This is a genomic window from Streptomyces sp. NPDC034037 (assembly GCF_055575715.1).
This window is the reverse complement of sequence record NZ_JBVISC010000004.1, coordinates 152,693-173,111: the sequence shown is the minus strand read 5'-3', so window position 1 is coordinate 173,111 and position 20,419 is coordinate 152,693. Positions and strand designations below refer to the sequence as shown.

The window sequence follows — 20,419 nt, the reverse complement described above, 5'->3', positions numbered from 1 at the left end:
CCGCAGCCGTGCCCCAGCACAAGGCCCTGCTCATCGGGGCGAGCGAGTACGACGATCCGCTGATCGACCATCTTCCCTTCATCCAGGACGACCTGGTGCGGATGCGCGATGTCCTCACCGACCGCGGCTTCGCGTCGGTAGAGATCGTCGAGAACAAGCGGGGCATCATCCCGAGCGTCATCCACGCCCAGGTCCGCGGCTTCCTGCGGGACGCCAGGGCGGACGACACGTTGCTGATCCTGCTCAGCGGGCACGGCCACCACTTCGACGGCAAGGACTTCCTGATCCCGGAGGACGCCACGTTCGACGTCGAGCCGTTCTCCGACAGCTGCGTCGAGATCGGCTGGCGCAAGGAGCTGGAGGAGTCGCGCGCGGGCCACGTCGTCTTCCTGGTCGACGCATGCCGCGAGGGCGTCCAGCGGGACACCAAGGGCGACCCGCCCGGCATCCGGCGCTGGTCCCGGCGCAAGGTCCACGACACGCTGCGCCGCAAGGTCGCCTACGTCTACGCCTGTTCGGCGGCCCAGCAGGCCCTGTTCGTCCGCGAGTCGGACACCGCGGCGCCCGGCACCGCCACCGACATCCAGCCGGGCGAGTCGTTCAGCCTCTTCTCACGTGCCGCGGCAGACGTCATCGCACGCCACCCGCACGCGATGCGGCTGGGGGAGTTCTCCGAACAGACACAGCGCCGGGTCGAGACGCTGCACCGCGCTTACAAGCCGGGCCGCGACCCGCAGCAACTGAAGGTGATCTGCGAACTGGATCCCGGCGAGCGGGACTTCCCGCTGCTCCCGGGCCCCGACCGGCACATCGAGGCGCACCCCTGGATCCGCTCCGTCCGCAAGCATCCGGTGTGGCAGCGCACCCGGCCGGGCCCGGTCCGCGACACCCTCCACGAACTGTGCGTCACCCTCGCGGGGCGGCTCGCCGCCGGTTACGAGGCGGCGGCGCCGGCGCTGCGCGAGGACCCGTGGCACGACGCGGAACTGGCGCTGCGCGCCCACGGCCGGCTCGGCTTCCTGGCCCGCCGGCTCGCCGACGACGTGCAGCTCTCGCCGTCCGAGGCCGCACTCGCCGTACTGCTGCCGCTGGTCGAGCAGGCCTTCTGGGCGCAGGAGGCGAACCGGCACGCCGGTGTCCTCGCCGACGCGAAGGCGGTAACGGGACCCGACCGGGACCGCTTCGAGAACTTCACCCAGGGCTTTCCGCGCGTCAGGCGCAGGCTGCGCGCCCTGGAGCAGGCCAAGTCCACCGACGGCTCGCTGGCGCGGATCCGGTGGTGGCTCTTCCACCGCTGGCTGATCCAGCAGCCTTCGGTGTACTCCGCGGCGTCGTTGAAGGAGCTTCTCGAAGGTTCACCGCGGGCGCCCGCCGAGAGTTCCGCGGACGATTCGGACCATCCGGGGTGGGTGGCGCAGGCCCTCTCGGAGAACCGTCTGATGCGCTTCCTCCAGGAACATCGAGCGGCGCCCTTCGCCACGCCCCGCGGCGGCGGCCTGCGGGACCACGACGAGGTCGCCGCGAGCACCGGCGACGACCACGAGGTGCGCGAGCCGCTGGTCGCGGCGCTTACCAAGGCCGCGTACGCGATGGCGGTGGACCCCGTGGACCTGCCGGAGATCGTCGTGGAGCACCTCGGCATCTCGGACAGTGTCGACCTCGCCGAGCTGGTGGCCACGGTGCGCGGCTCGGACTGGCGCACGTCGGGCATGGGCCGCTCCATGAACGCGGTGTGCGGGCACCCGGCGGTGCAGATCGCCCTGCGCGAGCACGCCGCCCGGGTGGACGGCCTGCTGCGGGACATCAACGGCGCGAAGAGTCCGGCGCTGACCCCGCTGAGCGGTCTACCGCCGTACGCGGACGGCTCTCGGGTGCGGCTCAGCGAGAACACCCCCGACCAGCTCTCGGACGGCATTCGCTTCCAGCTCGCCGAGGACCGCGTCCAGGAACTCCTCATGGGCGAGGAGCTGTACGGCGAACGTGAGCTGGCGGTGCGCGAGCTGTACCAGAACGCGCTGGACGCCGTCCGCTACAGCGACTGCCGCCTCCAGTACCTGCGGCGCACCGGGCACCGGGTCGACGCCGGGGAGAGGCGGATCGACTTCTTCCAGGGCATCGACGACAAGGGGCGCCCCTATCTGGAGTGCCGCGACAACGGCATCGGCATGGGCATCGACGAGCTGAGCAACGTCTTCTCCCAGGGCGGCGCCCGCTTCGTGGACCTGCCCGAGTACATCGAGGAACAGGCCTTGTGGGCGGAGCTGCCCGAACCGAGGATCGAGCTGCACCCCAACTCCCGCTTCGGGATCGGGGTCCTGAGCTATTTCATGCTGGCCGACGAGATCGTCGTCCTCACCTGCCGCCTGGGCCGGGACGGCCGCCCCGGACACCTGCTCCGGGTGACGATCGCCGGCCCCGGCAACCTCTTCCGGGTCGAGGACCTGGGCCCCGGTACGGCCTCGGGCACCTCGGTGAAGCTGCTGCTCACCCGGCACGAGACGCCCGTGTCGTGCGTGGAGGCACTCCAGCGGACACTGTGGGTGGCGCCGTACCGCACGACGGCGGAGCACGGCTCGCGGCGTCACCAGTGGCTGCCGGGAGAACTGTCGCCGAGCGGCTTGGAGCGGCACGGCGGGTTCACCCCGGGCGACACGGAGGGCCACCCCTCCGACGACCCGGACCTGTGGTGGGTGGACCGCCGCGGTTACGTCCTCGCGGACGGGTTGTACGCGGGTGGGGGCGGTCCCATGGTGCCGTACGGCATCCTGCTGAATCTGCACGGGCGCCGGCGCCCCGAACTGAGCGTCGACCGCCGGCGCATCCGCTCCTACGACCGGGCACACGCGATCGAGCGGGCGATGGCCGCCGTGCCCGGCCTCCTCACCGCCGAGGGGCCGCTGCCCACGGCCAAGTGGCTGTCCGGCGTCAGTTCGTCGGTCCTCCCGCTCGCGGACCACATCGCCGAGCAGGCCCGGCTCACCGACGCCCCGTGGCAGCTCGGGGACGTGGTGGTGCCGTTCAGCCGGATCGGGTTCTTCCCGCCGGACGAGACGCTGCTGCCCCTGGTCACCGGCCGCTATCCGGCGGAGCAGCGGCACCACGCGGCGTCCTTCCTCACCAACTTGCCGGAGCCGGTGCTGCGCTGGCGCCTGCTGGCCCTGTACCGCGCCGGGCTCGGCGTGCCGCTCACCGAGAAGGAGCGTGAGCCGGGCGCGCCGCTCTGCGCGCGTCCCTCCGACCTGACGCTGCTGACCCGGCTCACCGAGGAGGACTTCCCACGCTGGGACCTCGGGTTCACGCTCTGGCTGGACGGCCCCGATGGCGTCCTGCTGTCGGACCAGCCCTCACGCGCCCTCATCGAAACCGGTCTCGTCAGTCTCGGCGCGCTCTTCCCCTGGCGGGACCCGGCCGAGGAGATCGACCCGCCGGCGGTGTTCCAGGCGGTCAGGTCCACCGGCCTGAGGGCCGTCGAGATCGTGGAGCGGCTGACCGCGCTCGGCTACCGCACGGCCCCGCTGGGCGGCACGGCGGGCGTGACCCCAGAGGACGTGTCGCTGCTGCGCCCGCTCGGTAACCTCACCGGCTGGCTGGCGCCGGGCGCCGCGCTGCACACGGCGCAGATCTGCGTCAGCGCCGTCCTCGCCGACCGTCCGGCGCCCGACGCGGCCCGGCGGCTGCGCGAGCTGGGGTTCGACGTGCCGGACGGACCCCCGGAGCGGACCTCGTGGACCGAGGAGGAACACAACGTCGTCGACCGGCTGTGGGACGGCTTCGCCGAGCCGCCGCCCCCGGACACCGCCCACGTCCTGCTGCCCGCGCAGTTGGCGGACGTCGCCTACACCACCGGGATGGCCTTGACCGGGATCACCCGCATTCTCCAGGGGCTCGGCTTCGTCGTCCCGGACGCCGCGTCGATGGTTCCCGCCCTCACCGACGACGACCACGCCCTGCTGGGCCACGACTCCGCCAAGCCCGAGGTCGACCACCCCGTGCCGCTGCGGTACGTGACGGCGGTCGCCCGGCGTTCGGGCCAGTCCCCGCACGACGCGGCGGCTCGGCTGCGCGCGCTGGGGTACGAGGTGGCCGAGGTGCCTGACGCCGAGGAGGAGTTGCCGTCGGCCGAGGACATCGCCTTCCTGGGCCTCGGGGTGTCGTACCACCGGTTCGACGAGGACTGTCCGCTCTCCCTGGCCGTGGTCGCGGAGAGAGCCGTCACCGCCGACATCACACCGAGGGCGGCCGTGGCCCGCTTGGCCGCGCTGGGCTATGAGTGCGAGCTGGACGCCCACGTGCTGGCCCGGCTGCAGAACCGGGACGCCCAGGTGATCCGCCAGGACATGTTCCCCGACCCGGCCCACCCCGTCCGTCCTGCCGAACTCCTCGCCGCCGCGCTCCACGCCGGGATGCCGTACGGGCACCTCGACGGGCAGGGCATTGCGACTCCGGACACATCCGTCCTGGCCCACCACCTGACGGGGCTGGGCTACGAGGTGACCGAGCCGTCGCAGGACTGGTACGGCGAGCGCGAGGCGGGGCACGTGCTGCTCGGAGCGCTGAGCCCCGTACCGCTCGCCGCATCCGACTGGCGGCGGCCCGAGGCCCGTGTCTCCCTCGCCACCCTCGCCTCGATCGCGGTGCACCTGTCAATGCCGTTCCACGACGTGGCGCTGTCGGCCACGGAGCTGGGCCTGCGGCACGAGGCGCAGGAGTGGTTCAGGCCAGAGTCCCTCACGCGGAAGGCGCCGCTGGTGGTGCCCCTGGAGGAGCCGCCGGACCGGGGCCGCCCGGGGCCGGACGCCCCTTGGGCCTGCGCAGCCCCGCCTCCGTGAGCCTGCGGACCAGTTCCTTGGAGCCGATCTCGACCGCGCCCGCCCGCACCGCGTCCTCGTACCGGTGCGCGGGGATGTCGTAGTGGTCGCGGTCGAAGGCGCGCGGCGGGGCGCCGATGGACGCCGCGAACGCGTGCAGCTCCTCGTACGAGACGTCGCTGACCAGGTGGGACCACATGCGGCCGTGGCCGGGCCAGGTCGGCGGGTCGATGTAGAGGGTCACGTCAGTTTCCCCACGGGCGCCACCACCACGCCCGCCTTGCCGCACACCCAGTGCGGGTCGGGGCCCAGCTCCGGCTCCACGTCCAGGGCGTGCGGGTCGCCCGAGCCGCAGACCGAGCACAGCGGCCAGCGCCCGTACCGTTCCAGGAGCGCGTCCTGTACGTCCTGGGCGACGAGCCCGGCGACGTAGTCGATGCCTTCGGGCCACTGCTCGACCCACCAGCGGCGGTGCGCCACCGACTCCTCGACGAGCGAGACGACCTCGGCCTCGGCGACCTCGCGGGCGACGAGGTCGGCGAGGACGAGCGCGCGGGCGGCGTGCAGTGCCTGCTCCAGGGGGTCGATCGTGTCCATGGAGCCATTGTCACCCCACACGCCCCGTTCCCCCGTTCCCCCGGGCCACCGAGCCCCCGGGGCCCCGGGGCCACCGGGCAGGGGGCGTGGCCGAGACCTTGACCCCGCCCCGGCCTGAAAATACCTTTCAGAGGTGACCCATGACGTGAAGGAAATTTTCGCGGGCGCCGCACCCCCCGCCCCCGCCGCCCTCGCGGCCAAGGTCCGCACCCTCGCCCCGTCGATGACCCGCTCCATGCAGCGGGTCGCCGAGGCCGTCGCCGGCGACCCCGCCGGCTGCGCCGCCCTCACCGTCACCGGCCTCGCCGAACTCACCGGCACCAGCGAGGCGACGGTGGTCCGCACCGCCCGCCTCCTCGGCTACCCCGGCTACCGCGACCTGCGCCTCGCCCTCGCGGGCCTGGCCGCCCAGCAGCAGTCCGGCCGGGCGCCCGCCGTCACCGCGGACATCGCCGTCGACGACCCCATCGCGGACGTCGTCGCCAAGCTGGCCCACGACGAGCAGCAGACCCTCGCCGACACCGCCGCCGCACTGGACACCGTGCAACTGGGCGCCGCCGTGGCCGCGTTGGCCACCGCGCGGCGCGTGGAGGTCTACGGCGTCGCCGCCTCCGGCCTGGTCGCCCAGGACCTGGCGCAGAAGCTGCTGCGCATCGGCCACATCGCGCACGCGCACTCCGACCCGCACCTGGCGGTCACCACCGCTGTGACGCTGCGCGCCAAGGACGTGGCCGTCGCGATCACGCACTCCGGTTCGACGGGCGACGTCATAGAGCCGCTGCGGGTCGCCTTCGAGCACGGCGCCACCACGATCGCGATCACCGGCCGCCCCGACGGGGCCGTCTCGCAGTACGCCGATCACATACTGACCACGTCCACGGCCCGCGAGAGCGAGCTGCGGCCGGCCGCGATGTCGTCCCGCACGAGTCAACTGCTCGTCGTGGACTGCCTGTTCGTGGGCGTCGCCCAGCGTACGTACGAGACGGCGGCGCCCGCGCTCGCGGCCTCCTACGAAGCGCTCGCGCACCGCCACAGCCCGCGCGGCGGCACCAACGGCAGCCGCTGAACCGGCCGTCCTCGCTGGCCCACCGCCCACCGCCCCGCCGCCCACCGACCCCCCACCGCCCCGCAGACGAGAGAGCTGTGACCACCACCATGACCTCGACCGAAGACTACGGAGAGCTGCGCGCCCAGCTCGCCACCCTCACCACCGAGGCGTTCCGGCCCGAGCTGTCCGACATCGACCGGCTGGACACCCTGGAGATCGCGCGGATCATGAACGGCGAGGACGCCTCCGTGCCCGCGGCCGTCGCCGAGCGGCTGCCCGCCATCGCCGCCGCGATCGACGCCACCGCCGAGCGGATGGCCCGGGGCGGGCGCCTGGTCTACGCGGGCGCGGGCACGGCGGGCCGCCTCGGCGTCCTGGACGCCTCCGAGTGCCCGCCCACCTTCAACACCGACCCGGGCGAGGTCGTCGGCCTCATCGCGGGCGGGCCGAGCGCGCTGATCCGGGCGGTGGAGGGCGCGGAGGACAGCGGGGAGCTGGCCGCCGAGGACCTGGACGGCCTGAAGCTGACGGCGGACGACGTGGTGGTCGGCATCTCGGCGTCGGGCCGCACCCCGTACGCGATCGGCGCCGTCACGCACGCCCGGAAGCGGTACGGCGCGCTGACCATCGGCCTGTCCTGCAACGCGGACAGCGCGCTCGCGGCCGCCGCCGACCACGGCATCGAGGTCGTCGTGGGCCCCGAGCTCCTGACCGGCTCCACCCGCCTGAAGGCGGGCACGGCGCAGAAGCTCGTCCTGAACATGCTGTCGACGATCACGATGATCCGCCTCGGCAAGACGTACGGGAACCTCATGGTGGACGTACGCGCCTCGAACGAGAAGCTGCGCGCCCGCTCCCGCCGGATCGTCGCCCTCGCCACCGGCGCCGGTGACGAGGACATCGAGGCCGCCCTGGCCGCGACGGACGGCGAGGTGAAGGACGCCATCCTCACCCTCCTCGGCAACGTCGACGGCCCCCGGGCCGCCGAACTCCTGCGCGCGACCGACGGCCGGCTCCGCGCCGCCCTGGACCTGGCCCGCGACGCCTGACCGCGCGGGCTCCCGGCGGATACCCGGCGGGTGTACACACTCACGCGTACACTGAAGCCATGAGCGAGAACGTCACCATCCGGGAAGCGCGTGCCCACCTCGCCGACGTCGTCGACAGAGCCGAGGCCGGCGAGGTGACCGTATTGACCCGCAAGGGAAAGCGCGTGGCTGCCCTTGTGCCCATAGAGGTGCTGGACGCCCTGGATGAAGCAGCCGATGAACTGGCGGCCCGCGAGGCGGAGCGGCACCGGGGTGAACCGACGGTCGGTATGGCCGAACTCCTGGCGGACCTCTTCGAAGGTGACGGCGCCGGCGTCGAGTCCGGCGGCGACGCCGCGTGAAGTATGCCTTCCGTTTCACCAGGCACGCCCAGCGCCAACTCCGGTCCATCGACCGCCAACAAGCGCTGCACATCCTGACATCCCTGGCCCTGCTCGGCGACGACCCGCATCGCGAGGACGCCGACACCAAGAAGCTCACCGGGCACCAGGGCCTGTACCGACTGCGCGTCGGCAGCTTCCGCGTGGTCTACGAGATTCAGAACGACGTCCTGGTCATCCTCGTCGTCCACGTCGGCAACCGACGCGACGTGTACCGCGACCTGTAGTTCAGCCGCCTCGGCATCAAGGCCGGCGCGCCTCCCGGTTGACCTGGCGCACTTTCGCCCGCAGCACCTCCGCCGACGGCGCCTCCCCCACCGACGCCGGCGGGCAGTCCCACTCCCGGCCGCCGCCGATCGGCCTGAGCTGCACCAGGCCGCCCTCGCAGCCCATCACCTCGCCGACGCTGCCGTCCCGGAAGTCCACGGCGTACGTCCCCGTCTCCGGCACGTCCGGGTCCTCCGCGTTCATCGCGCCCCCTCCAGGACCGCCACCAGCCGCAGCGCGGTGTCGAGGTTGCAGCGCCCCAGCTCCACCAGGGGCAGCGCGCCCTTGTCGGCCGCGCTCAGCGGGTCCATCCGCAGCGACGGCAGCGTGACGCCGACCTCTCCGAGGGCCGCCTTCAACTGACGTACGGCGTCCTCCGCCGCCCGCAACCTTTCCTCCGCCGTGAGTGCCATGAACCTTGCCTTTCGCACTGAGTGTTGCCGTTACCTCACCCAGAGTGGCCGCATGTGCGTAGCCTGAAAAGCACCGCAGACCCAACAACCCCCCGTGTCCGGCCGAGGAGTTGCCCGCCATGACCCGCCCCAAGAATCTCGACCCCTCGTCCAACCCCCGGGCGTTCCTCGGCTGCGAGCTGCGCCATGCCCGCGAGCGGGCCGGCCTCAGCCAGGAGGCGCTGGGGGCGCCGCTGTTCGTCAGCGGTTCGTTCATCGGCCAGCTGGAGGCGGGGACGCGGCGCATGCACCTGGAGTACGCGCGCCACTTCGACGCCGTGCTGGCCACGGACGGCTTCTTCACGCGCAACTGCGAGGTCGTCGGCAAGTCGAAATACCCCGATCACTTCGCCGAGGCGGCAGAGGCGGAGGCCGTCGCGACGGCCATTCGCGAGTACGCCCCGCAGTTGCTCCCCGGTCTCTTACAGACGCCGGACTACGCACGCGCGGTGTTCTGTGACGGTCGACCAACTGCGCCGGACAGCGAGATCGACGAACTGGTGACAGCACGCCTGGAGCGAGCCAGTCTGCTCAACGACCCAACAAACCCGCTGATGTGGGTCGTGCTTGACGAAGCCCTGCTGCGTCGAGTGGTGGGCGGGCCCACAGTGATGGCGGGTGCCCTGCGGCATGTCGCGGCGATGGGACGCAAGCGTCGAGTGATCGTGCAGGTGCTCCCGTTCTCTGCGGGAGGCCACATGGCGATGGGCGGTTCGCTCAAGCTCATGTCCTTCGCCGATGCCGCTCCGCTCGCTTACTTGGAAGGCTTCAGGACAGGGCGACTTGAGGACGATCCCGCCAGGGTCGCCGACTACGAACTCGCCTACGATCTGCTTGGGGCCACCGCACTTTCACCCCGCGAATCGCTGGCCCTGATCGAGTCAGTGGCAGAGGATTACGGCCATGAAGAGCATCGTCCTTGAGTACGCCCTGAGTAAGGCCACCTGGCGCAAGTCGAGCTACAGCGACGCCAGTGGTGGGAACTGCCTGGAGGTCGCCACTTGGCGCAAGTCCTCGCACAGCGCTGGAGACGGCGGCAACTGCCTCGAAGTGGGTGACGGACACCCGGGGATCGTCCCGGTCCGTGACTCCAAGAACCCCGCAGGCCCCCACCTCACGTTCCGCACCGCCAGCTGGTCCGCGTTCATCACGGGCGTCACGAGCATCTGAGCCCGCACCCCCCCACTCATCGAGTCAACGGGATGACGAGCATGGAGCACACCAACCGCACGTACGACCTGAGGACCGCGACCTGGCACAAGTCGAGCCACAGCGGGGGTGACGGCGGGAACTGCCTGGAGGTCGCCACCTGGCGCAAGTCCACGCACAGCGGTGGCGAAGGCGGCGACTGCCTGGAGGTGGCCGACGGGCACCCGGGGGTCGTCCCTGTCCGGGACTCCAAGAACCCCGGCCCGACCCTCGCGTTCCGCGAAGCGACCTGGTCCACGTTCGTCGCGGGGGTAAAGAACCGCTGAGCCCATGCCAACTCCGCCGCATCGGTGCCGCCGATCGCGGCGGAGGAAGGTGCCCATCGGCGTGGGCCGGCGGTGCTACGGTCGCGCGCATGACGCTCAAGGCACGTGCGGCGCGCGCGGTGGACTTGCGGGTCGAGCCGGTCGACGCCGTGCTCGCCCATGTGGAGCGGTCGCTCCACGTCGTGCTGGACCGGCAGACGGTGATGCGCAAGCGCCGTACGGTCGGCGCGCGTACCGATCGACGGACGTGGGTCCGTATCGAAAGGCGGGGGCTCGACAGGATCGGCGTGCAGGGCTGGAACGGCACGGAGTGCGCCGCACGCCTGGAAGGCGTCGCACAGCCCGCCTGGCACGGCTGCGTGGTCTGGCGGGATGACGCGGAGGAACGGGTGATGTGGCGGGCCGACGAAACCGGCCTCTTGCCGAGCCCGCCCATCGGCAACGCGGTCCTCGGCGACGACCCGGAGCTCCAGGACGCATGGTGGCAGGCGCTCAACGCCTCGTTGGACGCGCTCGCCACCCAGGAGACCCGGCGCGTTGCCACCCCCGACACCGTCACGCTCACGCAGGAACTGGTCACCGAGGCCGTGCGCGGCATCGCACCCGGCGCCGACTTCGATACGACCGTCGAGCGCTGGGTGCCTGCTCATGCGGACCTGAACTGGGCCAACATGACCGCCCCCACGTTCTCCCTCTTCGACTGGGAGGACTGGGGCAACGCACCATGCGGCCTCGATTCCGCGACCTTGTGGGCGAGTTCCCTCGCCGTACCGGGCCTGGCCGAGCGCGTACGTGAGGAACGACGCCACGACTTCGAGACCCGGGACGGCAAACTGATGACGCTGTTCGTGTGCGCGAACCTCCTCGGCCCGTCCGCACACCCCGAGGACCCCCGCACGACACCCGCACGTCACATGGCGACCCAGATCATCCGAGAGCTTCAGCCCGACTGACCGCCCGCGCGCTCCCGGATGAGATCCCGGTATGCGCGGACCACATCCTCGTCGGGCTCGCTCGTCAGGGCGTCCCGCAGTTCACCCAAGTGTGCGACCTCATCGGTGCCTACCGCGAGGGCACAGACCCGCGGAAGGGCATACGCGACCCGGAAGGCGGCCTGAACACGTGAGAGCCGGTCAACGCCACGGAGGAAGGCACCGGGATTGAATTTGTCCCACACCGGAGCACGGGCAAGGCCACCGAAGGGACTCATCCCCCACACTTCGTGGCCTGTGAGCCCCCATGCCGCGATGAGGGCCTCGGCAGCGTCAAGCGTCCTGGCCCCCACCAGCAGGCCTGCACGGACCATGAGGACTGAGGGCCGCGGCAGGTCCGCATCGACCAGGCCCACCAAGGGTGAGGGGTCCCAAGTCGCGACACCCCACGCGCCGCACAACCCCTTTGTCGCCGCTGCGTCCAGGGCAGCGCAGGCGCCTTCCAGCCGGTCCCGGTCAAGGGGAGACGCAGCCCCCGCGAGCGTGTGTTCCGGGTTGTGGAGGAAGACGAGGTCCGGTTCTCGTCCCAGTTCATCGACCGCTCGTTCCACGGCTGCGCGCAGTCGCGCCGGGCCCGGGGGACGTTGCGACCGTCCTGTGGTGGGGAAGTACCCCACCTTGGTGGAGATGCTGAACTTCGGGAGCAGATCGCCGGCCACCCGCGCCAGGACCTCATGTGAGCGGAAGCCGAGGTAGTTGGAACTGGTGTCGAGCACCGTGACGCCGAGATCCAGTGCGCCGGTCAGGAGGGCGCGTTGGTGACGAGATCGGTGTAGCCCAAGGACAATTCGGGGGTCAGCACCGCGCACAACTCCTCCGTCACCAAGATCTCGGCGATCTCTGCCACCTCGGCGCGGCTCTTTGCCGCCCGAGCGAGTGGGACCGGCCTGCCACTGAGCAGCAGCCGCAGCGCAGACAGTGACTCGGCCGTGAAGGTGAGCTTCTTGCCCGAGGCAAGCACGTCCACGGTGTCGCCATTTCTCTGGATCTGCGGGCGGAAGGGAGTGGTGCACACCGTGGCATCGAGAGGGCCGAGGGTGTCCAAGAAGGGCACGTGCCGTGGCAGCGTCGTCTGCTGCTCGTAGACGGCCAGGAAGTCGGCCGGTGAGCGTTCACCGACGAGTCGAGTCGCCGCTCGGATCAGGGCCTCGTCGGCGGCGTCGGGAGCGCGGTCCAGGTCCTGCCGGAAAATCTCACTCTCACGACACCAGTCGGTCAGCCATCCCATCCAGCTCACCCCTGTGCGCCGGGTGATGCCGAACGTCACGTGCAGGCTCCTTCCCGCGCCGCTGCCGTTCCGAGTCGCCTGGTGCCAGTGACCACGGGGGATGTGCATGATGTCGCCGGCCCGCATCTTCCCCGACCAGAGGAGTTCCTCACTCGGAGTGGTGTTGGCGTCGGCATCCCGATAGAGAGGAGCGACACGCGATGTCGCTCGCACTTCCCACTCTTTCTCGCCTGCGAGCTGAACGATCACGACGTCGTGATCGTCCCAGTGCAGAGGGAAGCCGGACGCCTCATTCGTCGTCAGATAGGCATTCACCTGAACGCGCTCATGGGACCACCACTGCAGCGCTCGGCAAGCGACCTCCATGGTCGGGTCGAAGACATTGAGCTGGTCGAGGATGAGCGTGGCCCCCTCCCCCAACAGCCGCCCGAGGCTTCGCATGTTGACCATGGAGATGCTCTGCCCACGGGGGCTGACCACATCGGTGTAGTAGATGGCCGGATGGACTTCCTCACCTCTCTGGAAGCAGCGTAACTGCGGCCTGTTGAGGCTCCTGCGCATCGTGATGTCAAGCAGACGGTTCGGGGTCAGGAGGCGAGCGGCGAGACCGGAGTCTCGCATGCTCCCCCGGACGAATTCCTTGCCGAGTTCACCCGGCCCGTCCCACCCGAGTGCCGACTCGACCGCGGTGATCAACTGGTGTTCCACTGTGGCCTCCCCATGCATCCGTCCCTTCGGTGCAAGTGAGGCAGGGGTGAAGACAGACCATCCGATCACCCCTGCCGCCCGGCGCTATCCGGCGTCGGTCAGATTGCCGTCGCCGCCCGGCCATGGCGCGTCTCCGGAACTTCCCTGGTTGTCGGACCGGAGGCTGTCATATCGATCGTGGACAGCGGTCAGCTCCTCCACCGCCACCAGCAGGCCCTTCGGTGTGGGAGGCGGTGTCACAGTCTCTGCCACCTCTTGCTCCTTCCTGGTCGGTTGGGTTCAGTCAACTGGTGCCACGAGCACGCCGGGAACGTTTCTCGGGCGTTCCTCTTGGGGACGCCCTTCCGGCAGGCCGATGCGCGCAAGAGCCTCCACACCCCACCGTGAGGAACGACGGGAGTGATGAAGTGCCCGTAGAACCGCTGGCGATCCACCCACTTGCCTCTGTGCGCCAGGCACGCGGATGGGGCAAGGCCGAGTTCGCCCGGCTCATGCGCGCTCACGGGAGGACACTCGGCGTCACTCTGGCGACCAACCGAACGACGGTGTGGAAGTGGGAACAAGGGCAGGAACCGGACACGGATACGCAGCGTGTCCTGGCTGACCTGCTGCACGTCCCGCGCGCACAGGTCCAGGCGGCACCATGGCCGCGTTGGCTCCCTGTCTGGGAGGTGACAGGGCTCACTGCCCCGTGGACGCAAGCTGGAACAGACCAGGCGCTGGCTGACCTGGTGGGCAGTGGCCGGTTGGATCGCCGAGGGTTTCTCACCATCACCGGCACTGCCTTGACGGGACTCGCCGCAAGCTGGGTCGAGGCGCCCTCCGCATGTGCGTCGGCGCTCAACGGAGACCGCGTCACGGACACGACGGTCTCGGCGATCGAACGCCGGATCAGTACGCTCCGGACCCTCGACGACCAACTTGGGGGCGCCGGGCTGCTGGAGCAGGCGCGCGGTGACCTGGCCCTGATCACCGGTCTCCTCCGAGCCGGCCGGTACACGGACCCGGTGCGTGTCCGGCTGTACGCACTTGCCGCACGCGCGGCGCACCTCAGCGGCTGGATGGCTCATGACGCGGGTCTGTGCTCCGCCGGGCAGCGCTACTACGTCGGGGCGCTGCGCAGTGCCCGTACGGCTGGGGACAACGCATTCGGTGCCTTCGTCCTGGCCGAAATGGGCGTCCATGTCTCCGAAGCCGGCCGAACGGCCGAGCGGGTCGAACTCATCTCGACGGCGATCGACAACGCGCCCAGGGCACTGTCCTCCTACGCCCGGTCCTTCCTCTACCTGCACAAGGCGGAGGCGCTGTCCCGCGACGGTGATCACCGCAAGGCCGGCACGGCCCTGAACCGTGCCGCTCGGCTCTGGGAGCGCCGCACGGCCGAGACGGACCCGGATTGGCTCGACTGGTTCGGTGAGGCCCAGTTGAAGTCGACCGAAGGGAAGGTACTCCTGCGCTCGGGCCACGTGGACCGCGCGACAAGGTCACTGGAGAACGCCGTCAGGGGGGCAGCCCCCCGGGACAAAGCCGTGCGGTCCAGCCGCCTTGCCGAGGCCCGGCTCGCCGGTGGTGACCTGGAGGGAGCGCTCGATGCCGCGCATTACGGTGCTTCGCTGCTCGAAAGCGAAGTGATGTCCGTCAGGGCCTTGGACCGCCTGAAGGAGTTCGCCGTGCTGCTGGGACCACGTGAGTCCGTGTTGGCCATCCGCGAGCTTCACGAGCGGCTGCGGGCACTGACCGACACGCTTTGATCGCCACGGCACCGCAGGCCGCAAGCGAGTCCATCCCCGGAGTGAAATGGACGTAGTGCCACGATGGGCCGCATGACGATGATCGGAGGCTGTGCCGCGAGCGGGTTCGAGCCGGTGCACGAGGCGTTCGCCGAGAACTTCGCCCGGCACGGGGACATCGGTGCGGCGGTGTGCGTGTACCAAGACGGTCAGCCTGTGGTGGACCTGTGGGGCGGAGTCGCCGACCACACCACCGGTCGTCCATGGGCACAGGACACCCTGCAACTCGTCTACTCGGCGACGAAGGGCGCGACCGCGACCATCGCGCACATGCTCGCGCAGCGCGGCGAGCTGGACCTGGATGCCCCGGTCGCCGAATACTGGCCGGAGTTCGCCGAGAACGGCAAGGCAGAGGTCCCGGTGCGCTGGTTGTTGTCCCATCAGGCCGGCTTGGTCGCTCTGGACCGGCCCGTACCGTTGGCCGACGCGTTGGCCTGGCATCCGATGACGGCCGCGCTTGCCTCTCAGCGTCCGATGTGGCCCCCGGGGACCGCCCACGGATATCACGGCCGGACATGGGGCTGGTTGGTCGGCGAGGTGATCCGCCGGGTCTCCGGCCGCACGCCGGGCCGTTTCTTCGCCGACGAGGTCGCGGCGCCACTGAACCTGGACTTCTTCATCGGGCTACCGGCGTACGAGCGCGCCCGTGTCAGCTTCATGGCGTATCGGAAACCGGAAGTCGACCTCACCGCTGTGCCTCCGGAGTCAGTCCCCGAAAGGCTTCGCGAGCAGGTCGCCGCGTGGAGCGACCCCGACTCGCTCAGCAACAGGGCCTACATGGTCACTGAGCCGGCCGCGATCGATTTCAACTCCCCCGGAGTCCAGGCCGCGGAACTACCGGCGTCCAACGGCATCGGAACCGCGCGGGGGCTGGCGCGCATGTACGCGGCGCTGATCAATGAGGTGGAGGGTGTACGCCTATTCGCCCCGGAAACCCTCGCGTCGGCCGTACGAGAACAGGCCAGCGGGATGGACCGGGTACTGGTGGCACCGAGCCGATTCAGCTCCGGGTTCATGCTGCCCACCGAGGACAACCCCATGACCGGACCCCACTCCTTCGGGCACACCGGACGAGGCGGCTCACTCGGCTTCGCCGACCTTGAACACGGCATCGCCTTCGCCTATGTGATGAACCACGTCATCAGTGGACCCGAAGACCCTCGTGCGGCATCGCTGGTCGATGCCGTGCGCAGGTCCCTTGTGTGACGGACCCTCCCCCGAAGCTCAAGTCGCCAGCCCCGAGCCCTGTTTTCATGGAACGGGAGGCGGGTCTCAACCCGCCCTCCCTCCCTGCGAGTTGACATGATCGCGGACATTCCGCGTTCGGCTTGCCACGTACCGTGACGACGCTCTACCGTGCCCACATAACGAACAACCCCCGCCAGGTGCTGGAACACCTGCCGGGGGTCTGACCACAAGATCGAGAACAGAGGTCGATCCATGGCTGCCGCCAAGCTTAGTGCTGCCCCCCTCCCCGCGCATCAGGCCCCGCCCACCGCGCCCCACCCGATGGCCGCCCCCGGCTACGGCAAGCGCTCCGCGCCGGGCCAATGCCCCCGCACCCACCACGACTTCGGCCACCTCCCGGCCCGCGAGGCCGCCATCGCCGCGTACTTGGATCGGCTCCCCGACGGCACCGACATCTCGGTGAAGACGCTGGCCAAGGAGCTGCCGTACGGCCAGTGCGCTCTGCGTACCGCCCTCAACAGAATCCAGGCGGCGGGCCACTTGCGGCGCGGCAGGGAACACGTGCGCGGCACGGACGGCGCTCGCTGGATCACCCGAACGTGGTTCTCCCGCACCGCACGGGACGACACCTGGTGGTCCGCCTTCACACGCGGCGAAGTACCGGAGGGTCACGGACAGAAGGAAAGCGGCGCAGGGGAAGACAGGCCGGAGGAAAGCGACCCAGTGGAGAGCGGCGCGAAGGGACGCCGACCGCAGGGAAGCTGGTCGGCGGACGGACGCGGGCCGGGAGGGATCTGGTCGACGGAGGGGCGCGGGCCGGAAGAAAGCGGGCCGGGCCGGTCCCGGCCGCCGATTCGTAGCCGCGCCTATGTCCTGCTGGCGGCGCTCGGCCGCACGGCCCCCGTGCTGTCTCTCTCGTACGTCGACTGCCTGCGCCTGGAGCCGCTGGTCACCCAGTGGTTCGCGCGAGGCGCCGACGAGGCGGACGTCCTGCGCGCCCTCACCTGCGGTCTGCCCACCCCGGTCCACAGCCCGGCGGCGCTGGTCCGCAACCGCCTGACCTCCAAGCTGCCCCCGCAGCCACTTCTCCGCCCCGCCCTGCGCCTCCTTGAGTGCGCCACCTGTGGGACGCCCGGCAGCCCGGAAGCACTGGCCGGCGGCGTATGCGGCCCCTGCCGAGGCAAACCGGACCCTCGCCGCCAGGGCCCCCTCTCCCCCGAAGCGGTGCGCGCCCACGCGGCAGCGGCCCGCACCGCAAAGGCCACAGCCGACCACCCCCGCCACCGGACACCCGCCTGACGGCCCCGGCGCTCGGACGGCCACCGACGACCAGCGCCCTGGCCCTGGCCACACCCGAGCACCCGACGTACACCTTTCTGTACGTACAGAATCCCGTACGTCTTGAGGAGTCCCCATGCGCACGATGACCGCCACCGAATCCCGGAACAAGTACGCCGAGACGCTCAACGCGGTGGTCGACGACCGCGAAGAGGTCATAGTGACGCGCGCGGGACACGAACCGGTGGTGATCGTCGCGCTGTCGGAGTACGAGTCCCTGAAGGAGACCGCGTACCTCCTGCGCAGCCCGGAGAACGCGCGGCGCATTCTGACCGCCATCGAGGACTTGGAGAACGGCGGCGGCACGGTCAGGGAGCTGCTGGATTGAAGTTCGTCTGGCAGGAGAAGGCCTGAGCCGACTACGTCTGGTGGCAGGAGCAGGACCGCAAGGTGCTGAAGCGCATCAACACTCTCCTCCAGGACATCGCCCGCAACGGCCCCGACGAGGGCATCGGCAAACCCGAGCCCCTGAAGCACGGCTTCCACGGCTACTGGCCCCGCCGCATCACCGACGAGCACCGGCTGGTCTACAAGGTCGTCGAGGATGAGGTCCGCATCGCGGCCTGCCGGTATCACTACGGGCGGTGAAGCATTCGGTGCCGGACAACGCCCGAGGGCGGCACCCCTTCGAGAAGGGGTGCCGCCCTCGGTGTGTCAGGACGGTGATCAACCAGAGGTCGATCAGAAGTCCATGTCACCGCCCGGCATGCCGCCGCCGGCCGGGGCGGCGCCCGCCTTCTCCGGCTTGTCGGCGATGACGGCCTCGGTGGTGAGGAACAGCGCGGCGATGGAGGCGGCGTTCTGCAGGGCAGAGCGCGTCACCTTCGCCGGGTCGAGGATGCCCTCGGCGATCATGTCGACGTACTCACCCGTCGCGGCGTTCAGACCGTGACCGATGGGCAGGTTGCGCACCTTCTCGACGATGACGCCACCCTCAAGGCCGGCGTTGACCGCGATCTGCTTCAGCGGGGCCTCGAGGGCCAGCTTCACGGCAGCGGCACCGGTGGCCTCGTCGCCGTCCAGCTCAAGCTTCTCGAAGACCGCGGAGGCCTGGATGAGCGCCACGCCACCACCGGCGACGATGCCCTCCTCGACGGCCGCCTTCGCGTTGCGAACGGCGTCCTCGATGCGGTGCTTGCGCTCCTTCAGCTCGACCTCGGTCGCGGCACCGGCCTTGATGACGGCCACGCCGCCCGCGAGCTTCGCCAGGCGCTCCTGGAGCTTCTCGCGGTCGTAGTCGGAGTCGCTGTTCTCGATCTCGGCGCGGATCTGGTTGACGCGGCCCTGGACCTGGTCGCTGTCACCGGCGCCGTCGACGATGGTCGTCTCGTCCTTGGTGATGACGACCTTGCGGGCGCGGCCGAGCAGGTCGAGACCGGCGTTCTCCAGCTTGAGGCCGACCTCCTCGGAGATGACGGTGCCACCGGTGAGGATGGCGATGTCGCCGAGCATGGCCTTGCGGCGGTCACCGAAGCCCGGGGCCTTGACGGCGACGGACTTGAAGGTGCCGCGGATCTTGTTGACGACGAGCGTGGACAGCGCCTCGCCCTCGACGTCCTCCGCGATGATCAGCAGCGGCTTGCCCGACTGCATGACCTTCTCCAGCAGCGGAAGGAGGTCCTTCACGTTGGAGATCTTGGAGTTGACGATCAGGATGTACGGGTCGTCGAGCGACGCCTCCATACGCTCCATGTCGGTGGCGAAGTACGCCGAGATGTAGCCCTTGTCGAAGCGCATACCCTCGGTGAGCTCCAGCTCCAGACCGAAGGTCTGGGACTCCTCGACGGTGATGACGCCTTCCTTGCCGACCTTGTCCATGGCCTCGGCGATCAGCTCGCCGATCTGGGTGTCGGCGGCGGAGATGGAGGCCGTCGAAGCGATCTGCTCCTTGGTCTCGACATCCTTCGCCTGCTCAAGGAGGGCACCGGAGACGGCCTCGACGGCCTTCTCGATGCCGCGCTTGAGGGCCATCGGGTTGGCGCCGGCGGCCACGTTGCGCAGACCCTCGCGCACCAGGGCCTGGGCCAGGACGGTCGCGGTCGTCGTGCCGTCACCGGCGACGTCGTCCGTCTTCTTCGCGACCTCCTTGACCAGCTCGGCGCCGATCTTCTCGTACGGGTCCTCGAGCTCGATCTCCTTGGCGATGGACACACCATCGTTGGTGATCGTGGGGGCGCCCCACTTCTTCTCGAGGACGACGTTGCGACCCTTGGGGCCCAGGGTCACCTTGACGGCGTCGGCGAGCTGGTTCATGCCGCGCTCGAGGCCGCGCCGTGCCTCCTCGTCGAACGCGATGATCTTGGCCATGTGAAGTGGTCCTCCCGGACAGGGGTGGAAACGCAAACGGACCGTGCTGGTGCCCGCGACGGACGGACTGCGCACCGTGTGGTTCCTTGCCCCACGCGGCCCGCGGACCTCACCGACCCGATCCAAGTTCTGTCACTCTCACTGGGAGAGTGCTAAGCCCAATGATTAGCACTCGACCCCTGCGAGTGCAAGCGCCTCTCCCGGATCCCGTAGAGTCCCGTGCCGCTTCGGCGAGGTGCGCCGGGGGATCCCGGGGGGCATACCCGCGCGGAGCCGGGCGCACACGAGGGGCCCGCGCGCCTGGCACGCCTGGCGGGACCCGGGCACGCGCGAGGGGCCCGCACCCCTGGTGGGATGCGAGCCCCTCGCGATACTTGCTTCGGTGGTCGATCGCGCCGAGCTAGACGGCGAGCTTGACCATGTCCGCCTGCGGACCCTTCTGGCCCTGCGAGATCTCGAACTCGACTCGCTGACCTTCTTCAAGGGTGCGGTAGCCGTCCATCTGGATCGCGCTGTAGTGGACGAAAACATCCGCACCACCGTCGACCGCGATGAAGCCGTACCCCTTCTCCGCGTTGAACCACTTGACGGTGCCCTGAGCCATGCCTAACTCCCCTATTACTGGCCCTTGCACAGGACCGCACTTCGCGGACCCGGGTCAGACCTCACCCCCCACTGATATGGGGGTGTGCGCCGGAACGCGTCGACCGCCGCTGAATGTATCTGTCCAACTGCCCTCTGCAACAGGTCAATCGGACGAGAAATCCGGGCACGCCTGATCGGTAATATGTG

General features: G+C 70.0%; 22 protein-coding genes and 1 pseudogene. 14 read left to right on the top strand and 9 right to left on the bottom strand.

Going from position 1 to position 20,419, the window contains the following annotated elements; translation table 11 throughout:
• Positions 1–8 precede the first annotated feature (8 nt).
• Positions 9–4,829 carry a caspase family protein gene (locus ACZ516_RS16050; protein WP_469010648.1) on the top strand — a complete coding sequence of 1,607 codons (4,821 nt, stop codon included), beginning with the start codon at positions 9–11 and terminating at the stop codon, positions 4,827–4,829.
• Here the strand turns inward: ACZ516_RS16050 and ACZ516_RS16045 are convergent.
• Positions 4,729–5,052 carry a DUF4031 domain-containing protein gene (locus ACZ516_RS16045; RefSeq protein WP_469010646.1) on the bottom strand — a complete coding sequence of 108 codons (324 nt, stop codon included), beginning with the start codon at positions 5,050–5,052 and terminating at the stop codon, positions 4,729–4,731. The two genes, ACZ516_RS16050 and ACZ516_RS16045, sit on opposite strands and share 101 nt — an antisense overlap.
• The gene (locus ACZ516_RS16040) at positions 5,049–5,405 is read right to left on the bottom strand and encodes a hypothetical protein (protein WP_358587252.1); all 357 of its coding nucleotides are present in this window, start codon (positions 5,403–5,405) and stop codon (positions 5,049–5,051) included. Before ACZ516_RS16040 ends, ACZ516_RS16045 begins: the two co-directional genes overlap by 4 nt.
• A gap of 133 nt (positions 5,406–5,538) precedes the next feature.
• On the opposite strand from ACZ516_RS16040, the gene ACZ516_RS16035 reads away from it, so the two are divergent.
• The 4 genes from ACZ516_RS16035 to ACZ516_RS16020 all read left to right on the top strand — a co-directional run bounded on the left by ACZ516_RS16035 (position 5,539) and on the right by ACZ516_RS16020 (position 8,109).
• A complete protein-coding gene (locus tag ACZ516_RS16035; RefSeq protein ID WP_358587250.1) occupies positions 5,539–6,471 on the top strand; it encodes a MurR/RpiR family transcriptional regulator in 933 nt (310 codons plus the stop codon).
• An 89-nt stretch (positions 6,472–6,560) separates the two neighbouring features.
• Positions 6,561–7,502, top strand: a complete 942-nt coding sequence (gene murQ / locus ACZ516_RS16030) for an N-acetylmuramic acid 6-phosphate etherase (protein ID WP_358587248.1) — start codon at positions 6,561–6,563, stop codon at positions 7,500–7,502.
• A 59-nt stretch (positions 7,503–7,561) separates the two neighbouring features.
• The gene (locus ACZ516_RS16025) at positions 7,562–7,843 is read left to right on the top strand and encodes a type II toxin-antitoxin system Phd/YefM family antitoxin (RefSeq protein WP_361083770.1); all 282 of its coding nucleotides are present in this window, start codon (positions 7,562–7,564) and stop codon (positions 7,841–7,843) included.
• The gene (locus tag ACZ516_RS16020; RefSeq protein ID WP_358587243.1) at positions 7,840–8,109 is read left to right on the top strand and encodes a type II toxin-antitoxin system RelE family toxin; all 270 of its coding nucleotides are present in this window, start codon (positions 7,840–7,842) and stop codon (positions 8,107–8,109) included. Before ACZ516_RS16025 ends, ACZ516_RS16020 begins: the two co-directional genes overlap by 4 nt.
• A gap of 16 nt (positions 8,110–8,125) precedes the next feature.
• Here ACZ516_RS16020 and ACZ516_RS16015 read toward each other — a convergent pair whose 3' ends face one another.
• Both ACZ516_RS16015 and ACZ516_RS16010 read right to left on the bottom strand, forming a co-directional pair.
• A complete protein-coding gene (locus ACZ516_RS16015; protein WP_358587241.1) occupies positions 8,126–8,353 on the bottom strand; it encodes a hypothetical protein in 228 nt (75 codons plus the stop codon).
• The gene (locus ACZ516_RS16010) at positions 8,350–8,562 is read right to left on the bottom strand and encodes a hypothetical protein (RefSeq protein WP_358697075.1); all 213 of its coding nucleotides are present in this window, start codon (positions 8,560–8,562) and stop codon (positions 8,350–8,352) included. Before ACZ516_RS16010 ends, ACZ516_RS16015 begins: the two co-directional genes overlap by 4 nt.
• A 119-nt stretch (positions 8,563–8,681) precedes the next feature.
• Here ACZ516_RS16010 and ACZ516_RS16005 point away from each other — a divergent pair, with 119 nt between their 5' ends.
• The 4 genes from ACZ516_RS16005 (at position 8,682) to ACZ516_RS15990 (ending at position 11,029) form a co-directional block, all read left to right on the top strand.
• The gene (locus ACZ516_RS16005; protein WP_469010642.1) at positions 8,682–9,524 is read left to right on the top strand and encodes a helix-turn-helix domain-containing protein; all 843 of its coding nucleotides are present in this window, start codon (positions 8,682–8,684) and stop codon (positions 9,522–9,524) included.
• The gene (locus ACZ516_RS16000) at positions 9,505–9,771 is read left to right on the top strand and encodes a DUF397 domain-containing protein (protein ID WP_469010640.1); all 267 of its coding nucleotides are present in this window, start codon (positions 9,505–9,507) and stop codon (positions 9,769–9,771) included. The genes ACZ516_RS16005 and ACZ516_RS16000 overlap by 20 nt, the downstream gene beginning before the upstream one ends.
• A 41-nt stretch (positions 9,772–9,812) precedes the next feature.
• The gene (locus tag ACZ516_RS15995; protein ID WP_469011024.1) at positions 9,813–10,076 is read left to right on the top strand and encodes a DUF397 domain-containing protein; all 264 of its coding nucleotides are present in this window, start codon (positions 9,813–9,815) and stop codon (positions 10,074–10,076) included.
• Positions 10,077–10,165: 89 nt separating this feature from the next.
• Entirely contained in the window at positions 10,166–11,029 is an 864-nt protein-coding gene (locus ACZ516_RS15990; RefSeq protein ID WP_469010638.1) for a hypothetical protein, read from the top strand.
• Here ACZ516_RS15990 and ACZ516_RS15985 read toward each other — a convergent pair.
• The 3 genes from ACZ516_RS15985 to ACZ516_RS15975 form a co-directional block, all read right to left on the bottom strand.
• A complete protein-coding gene (locus tag ACZ516_RS15985; RefSeq protein ID WP_361083754.1) occupies positions 11,017–11,877 on the bottom strand; it encodes an aldo/keto reductase in 861 nt (286 codons plus the stop codon). The two genes, ACZ516_RS15990 and ACZ516_RS15985, sit on opposite strands and share 13 nt — an antisense overlap.
• The gene (locus tag ACZ516_RS15980; RefSeq protein WP_469010636.1) at positions 11,811–13,004 is read right to left on the bottom strand and encodes a JmjC domain-containing protein; all 1,194 of its coding nucleotides are present in this window, start codon (positions 13,002–13,004) and stop codon (positions 11,811–11,813) included. Before ACZ516_RS15980 ends, ACZ516_RS15985 begins: the two co-directional genes overlap by 67 nt.
• An 84-nt stretch (positions 13,005–13,088) precedes the next feature.
• The gene (locus tag ACZ516_RS15975) at positions 13,089–13,256 is read right to left on the bottom strand and encodes a hypothetical protein (protein WP_361083748.1); all 168 of its coding nucleotides are present in this window, start codon (positions 13,254–13,256) and stop codon (positions 13,089–13,091) included.
• Between the two features lie 155 nt (positions 13,257–13,411).
• On the opposite strand from ACZ516_RS15975, the gene ACZ516_RS15970 reads away from it, so the two are divergent.
• The 5 genes and pseudogenes from ACZ516_RS15970 to ACZ516_RS15950 all read left to right on the top strand — a co-directional run bounded on the left by ACZ516_RS15970 (position 13,412) and on the right by ACZ516_RS15950 (position 17,908).
• Positions 13,412–14,755, top strand: coding sequence for a transcriptional regulator (locus tag ACZ516_RS15970; protein WP_469010634.1), 1,344 nt, complete (start codon positions 13,412–13,414; stop codon positions 14,753–14,755).
• Positions 14,756–14,827: 72 nt separating this feature from the next.
• Positions 14,828–16,000, top strand: a complete 1,173-nt coding sequence (locus tag ACZ516_RS15965) for a serine hydrolase domain-containing protein (RefSeq protein WP_361083742.1) — start codon at positions 14,828–14,830, stop codon at positions 15,998–16,000.
• Positions 16,001–16,303: 303 nt separating this feature from the next.
• On the top strand, positions 16,304–17,281 hold the full coding sequence (locus ACZ516_RS15960; protein WP_469011022.1) for a hypothetical protein: 978 nt from the start codon (positions 16,304–16,306) through the stop codon (positions 17,279–17,281).
• A 115-nt stretch (positions 17,282–17,396) separates the two neighbouring features.
• Positions 17,397–17,648 (top strand): type II toxin-antitoxin system Phd/YefM family antitoxin, encoded by a 252-nt coding sequence (locus ACZ516_RS15955; RefSeq protein ID WP_468751396.1) that lies wholly within the window; start codon positions 17,397–17,399, stop codon positions 17,646–17,648.
• A pseudogene (locus ACZ516_RS15950) lies at positions 17,645–17,908 on the top strand (Txe/YoeB family addiction module toxin). The gene ACZ516_RS15955 and the pseudogene ACZ516_RS15950 overlap by 4 nt, the downstream one beginning before the upstream one ends.
• 93 nt (positions 17,909–18,001) lie before the next feature.
• Here ACZ516_RS15950 and groL read toward each other — a convergent pair.
• Positions 18,002–19,627 carry a chaperonin GroEL gene (groL, locus tag ACZ516_RS15945; protein WP_358588374.1) on the bottom strand — a complete coding sequence of 542 codons (1,626 nt, stop codon included), beginning with the start codon at positions 19,625–19,627 and terminating at the stop codon, positions 18,002–18,004.
• A 400-nt stretch (positions 19,628–20,027) separates the two neighbouring features.
• On the bottom strand, positions 20,028–20,231 hold the full coding sequence (locus tag ACZ516_RS15940; RefSeq protein WP_005315736.1) for a cold-shock protein: 204 nt from the start codon (positions 20,229–20,231) through the stop codon (positions 20,028–20,030).
• Between the last annotated feature and the right edge of the window lie 188 nt (positions 20,232–20,419).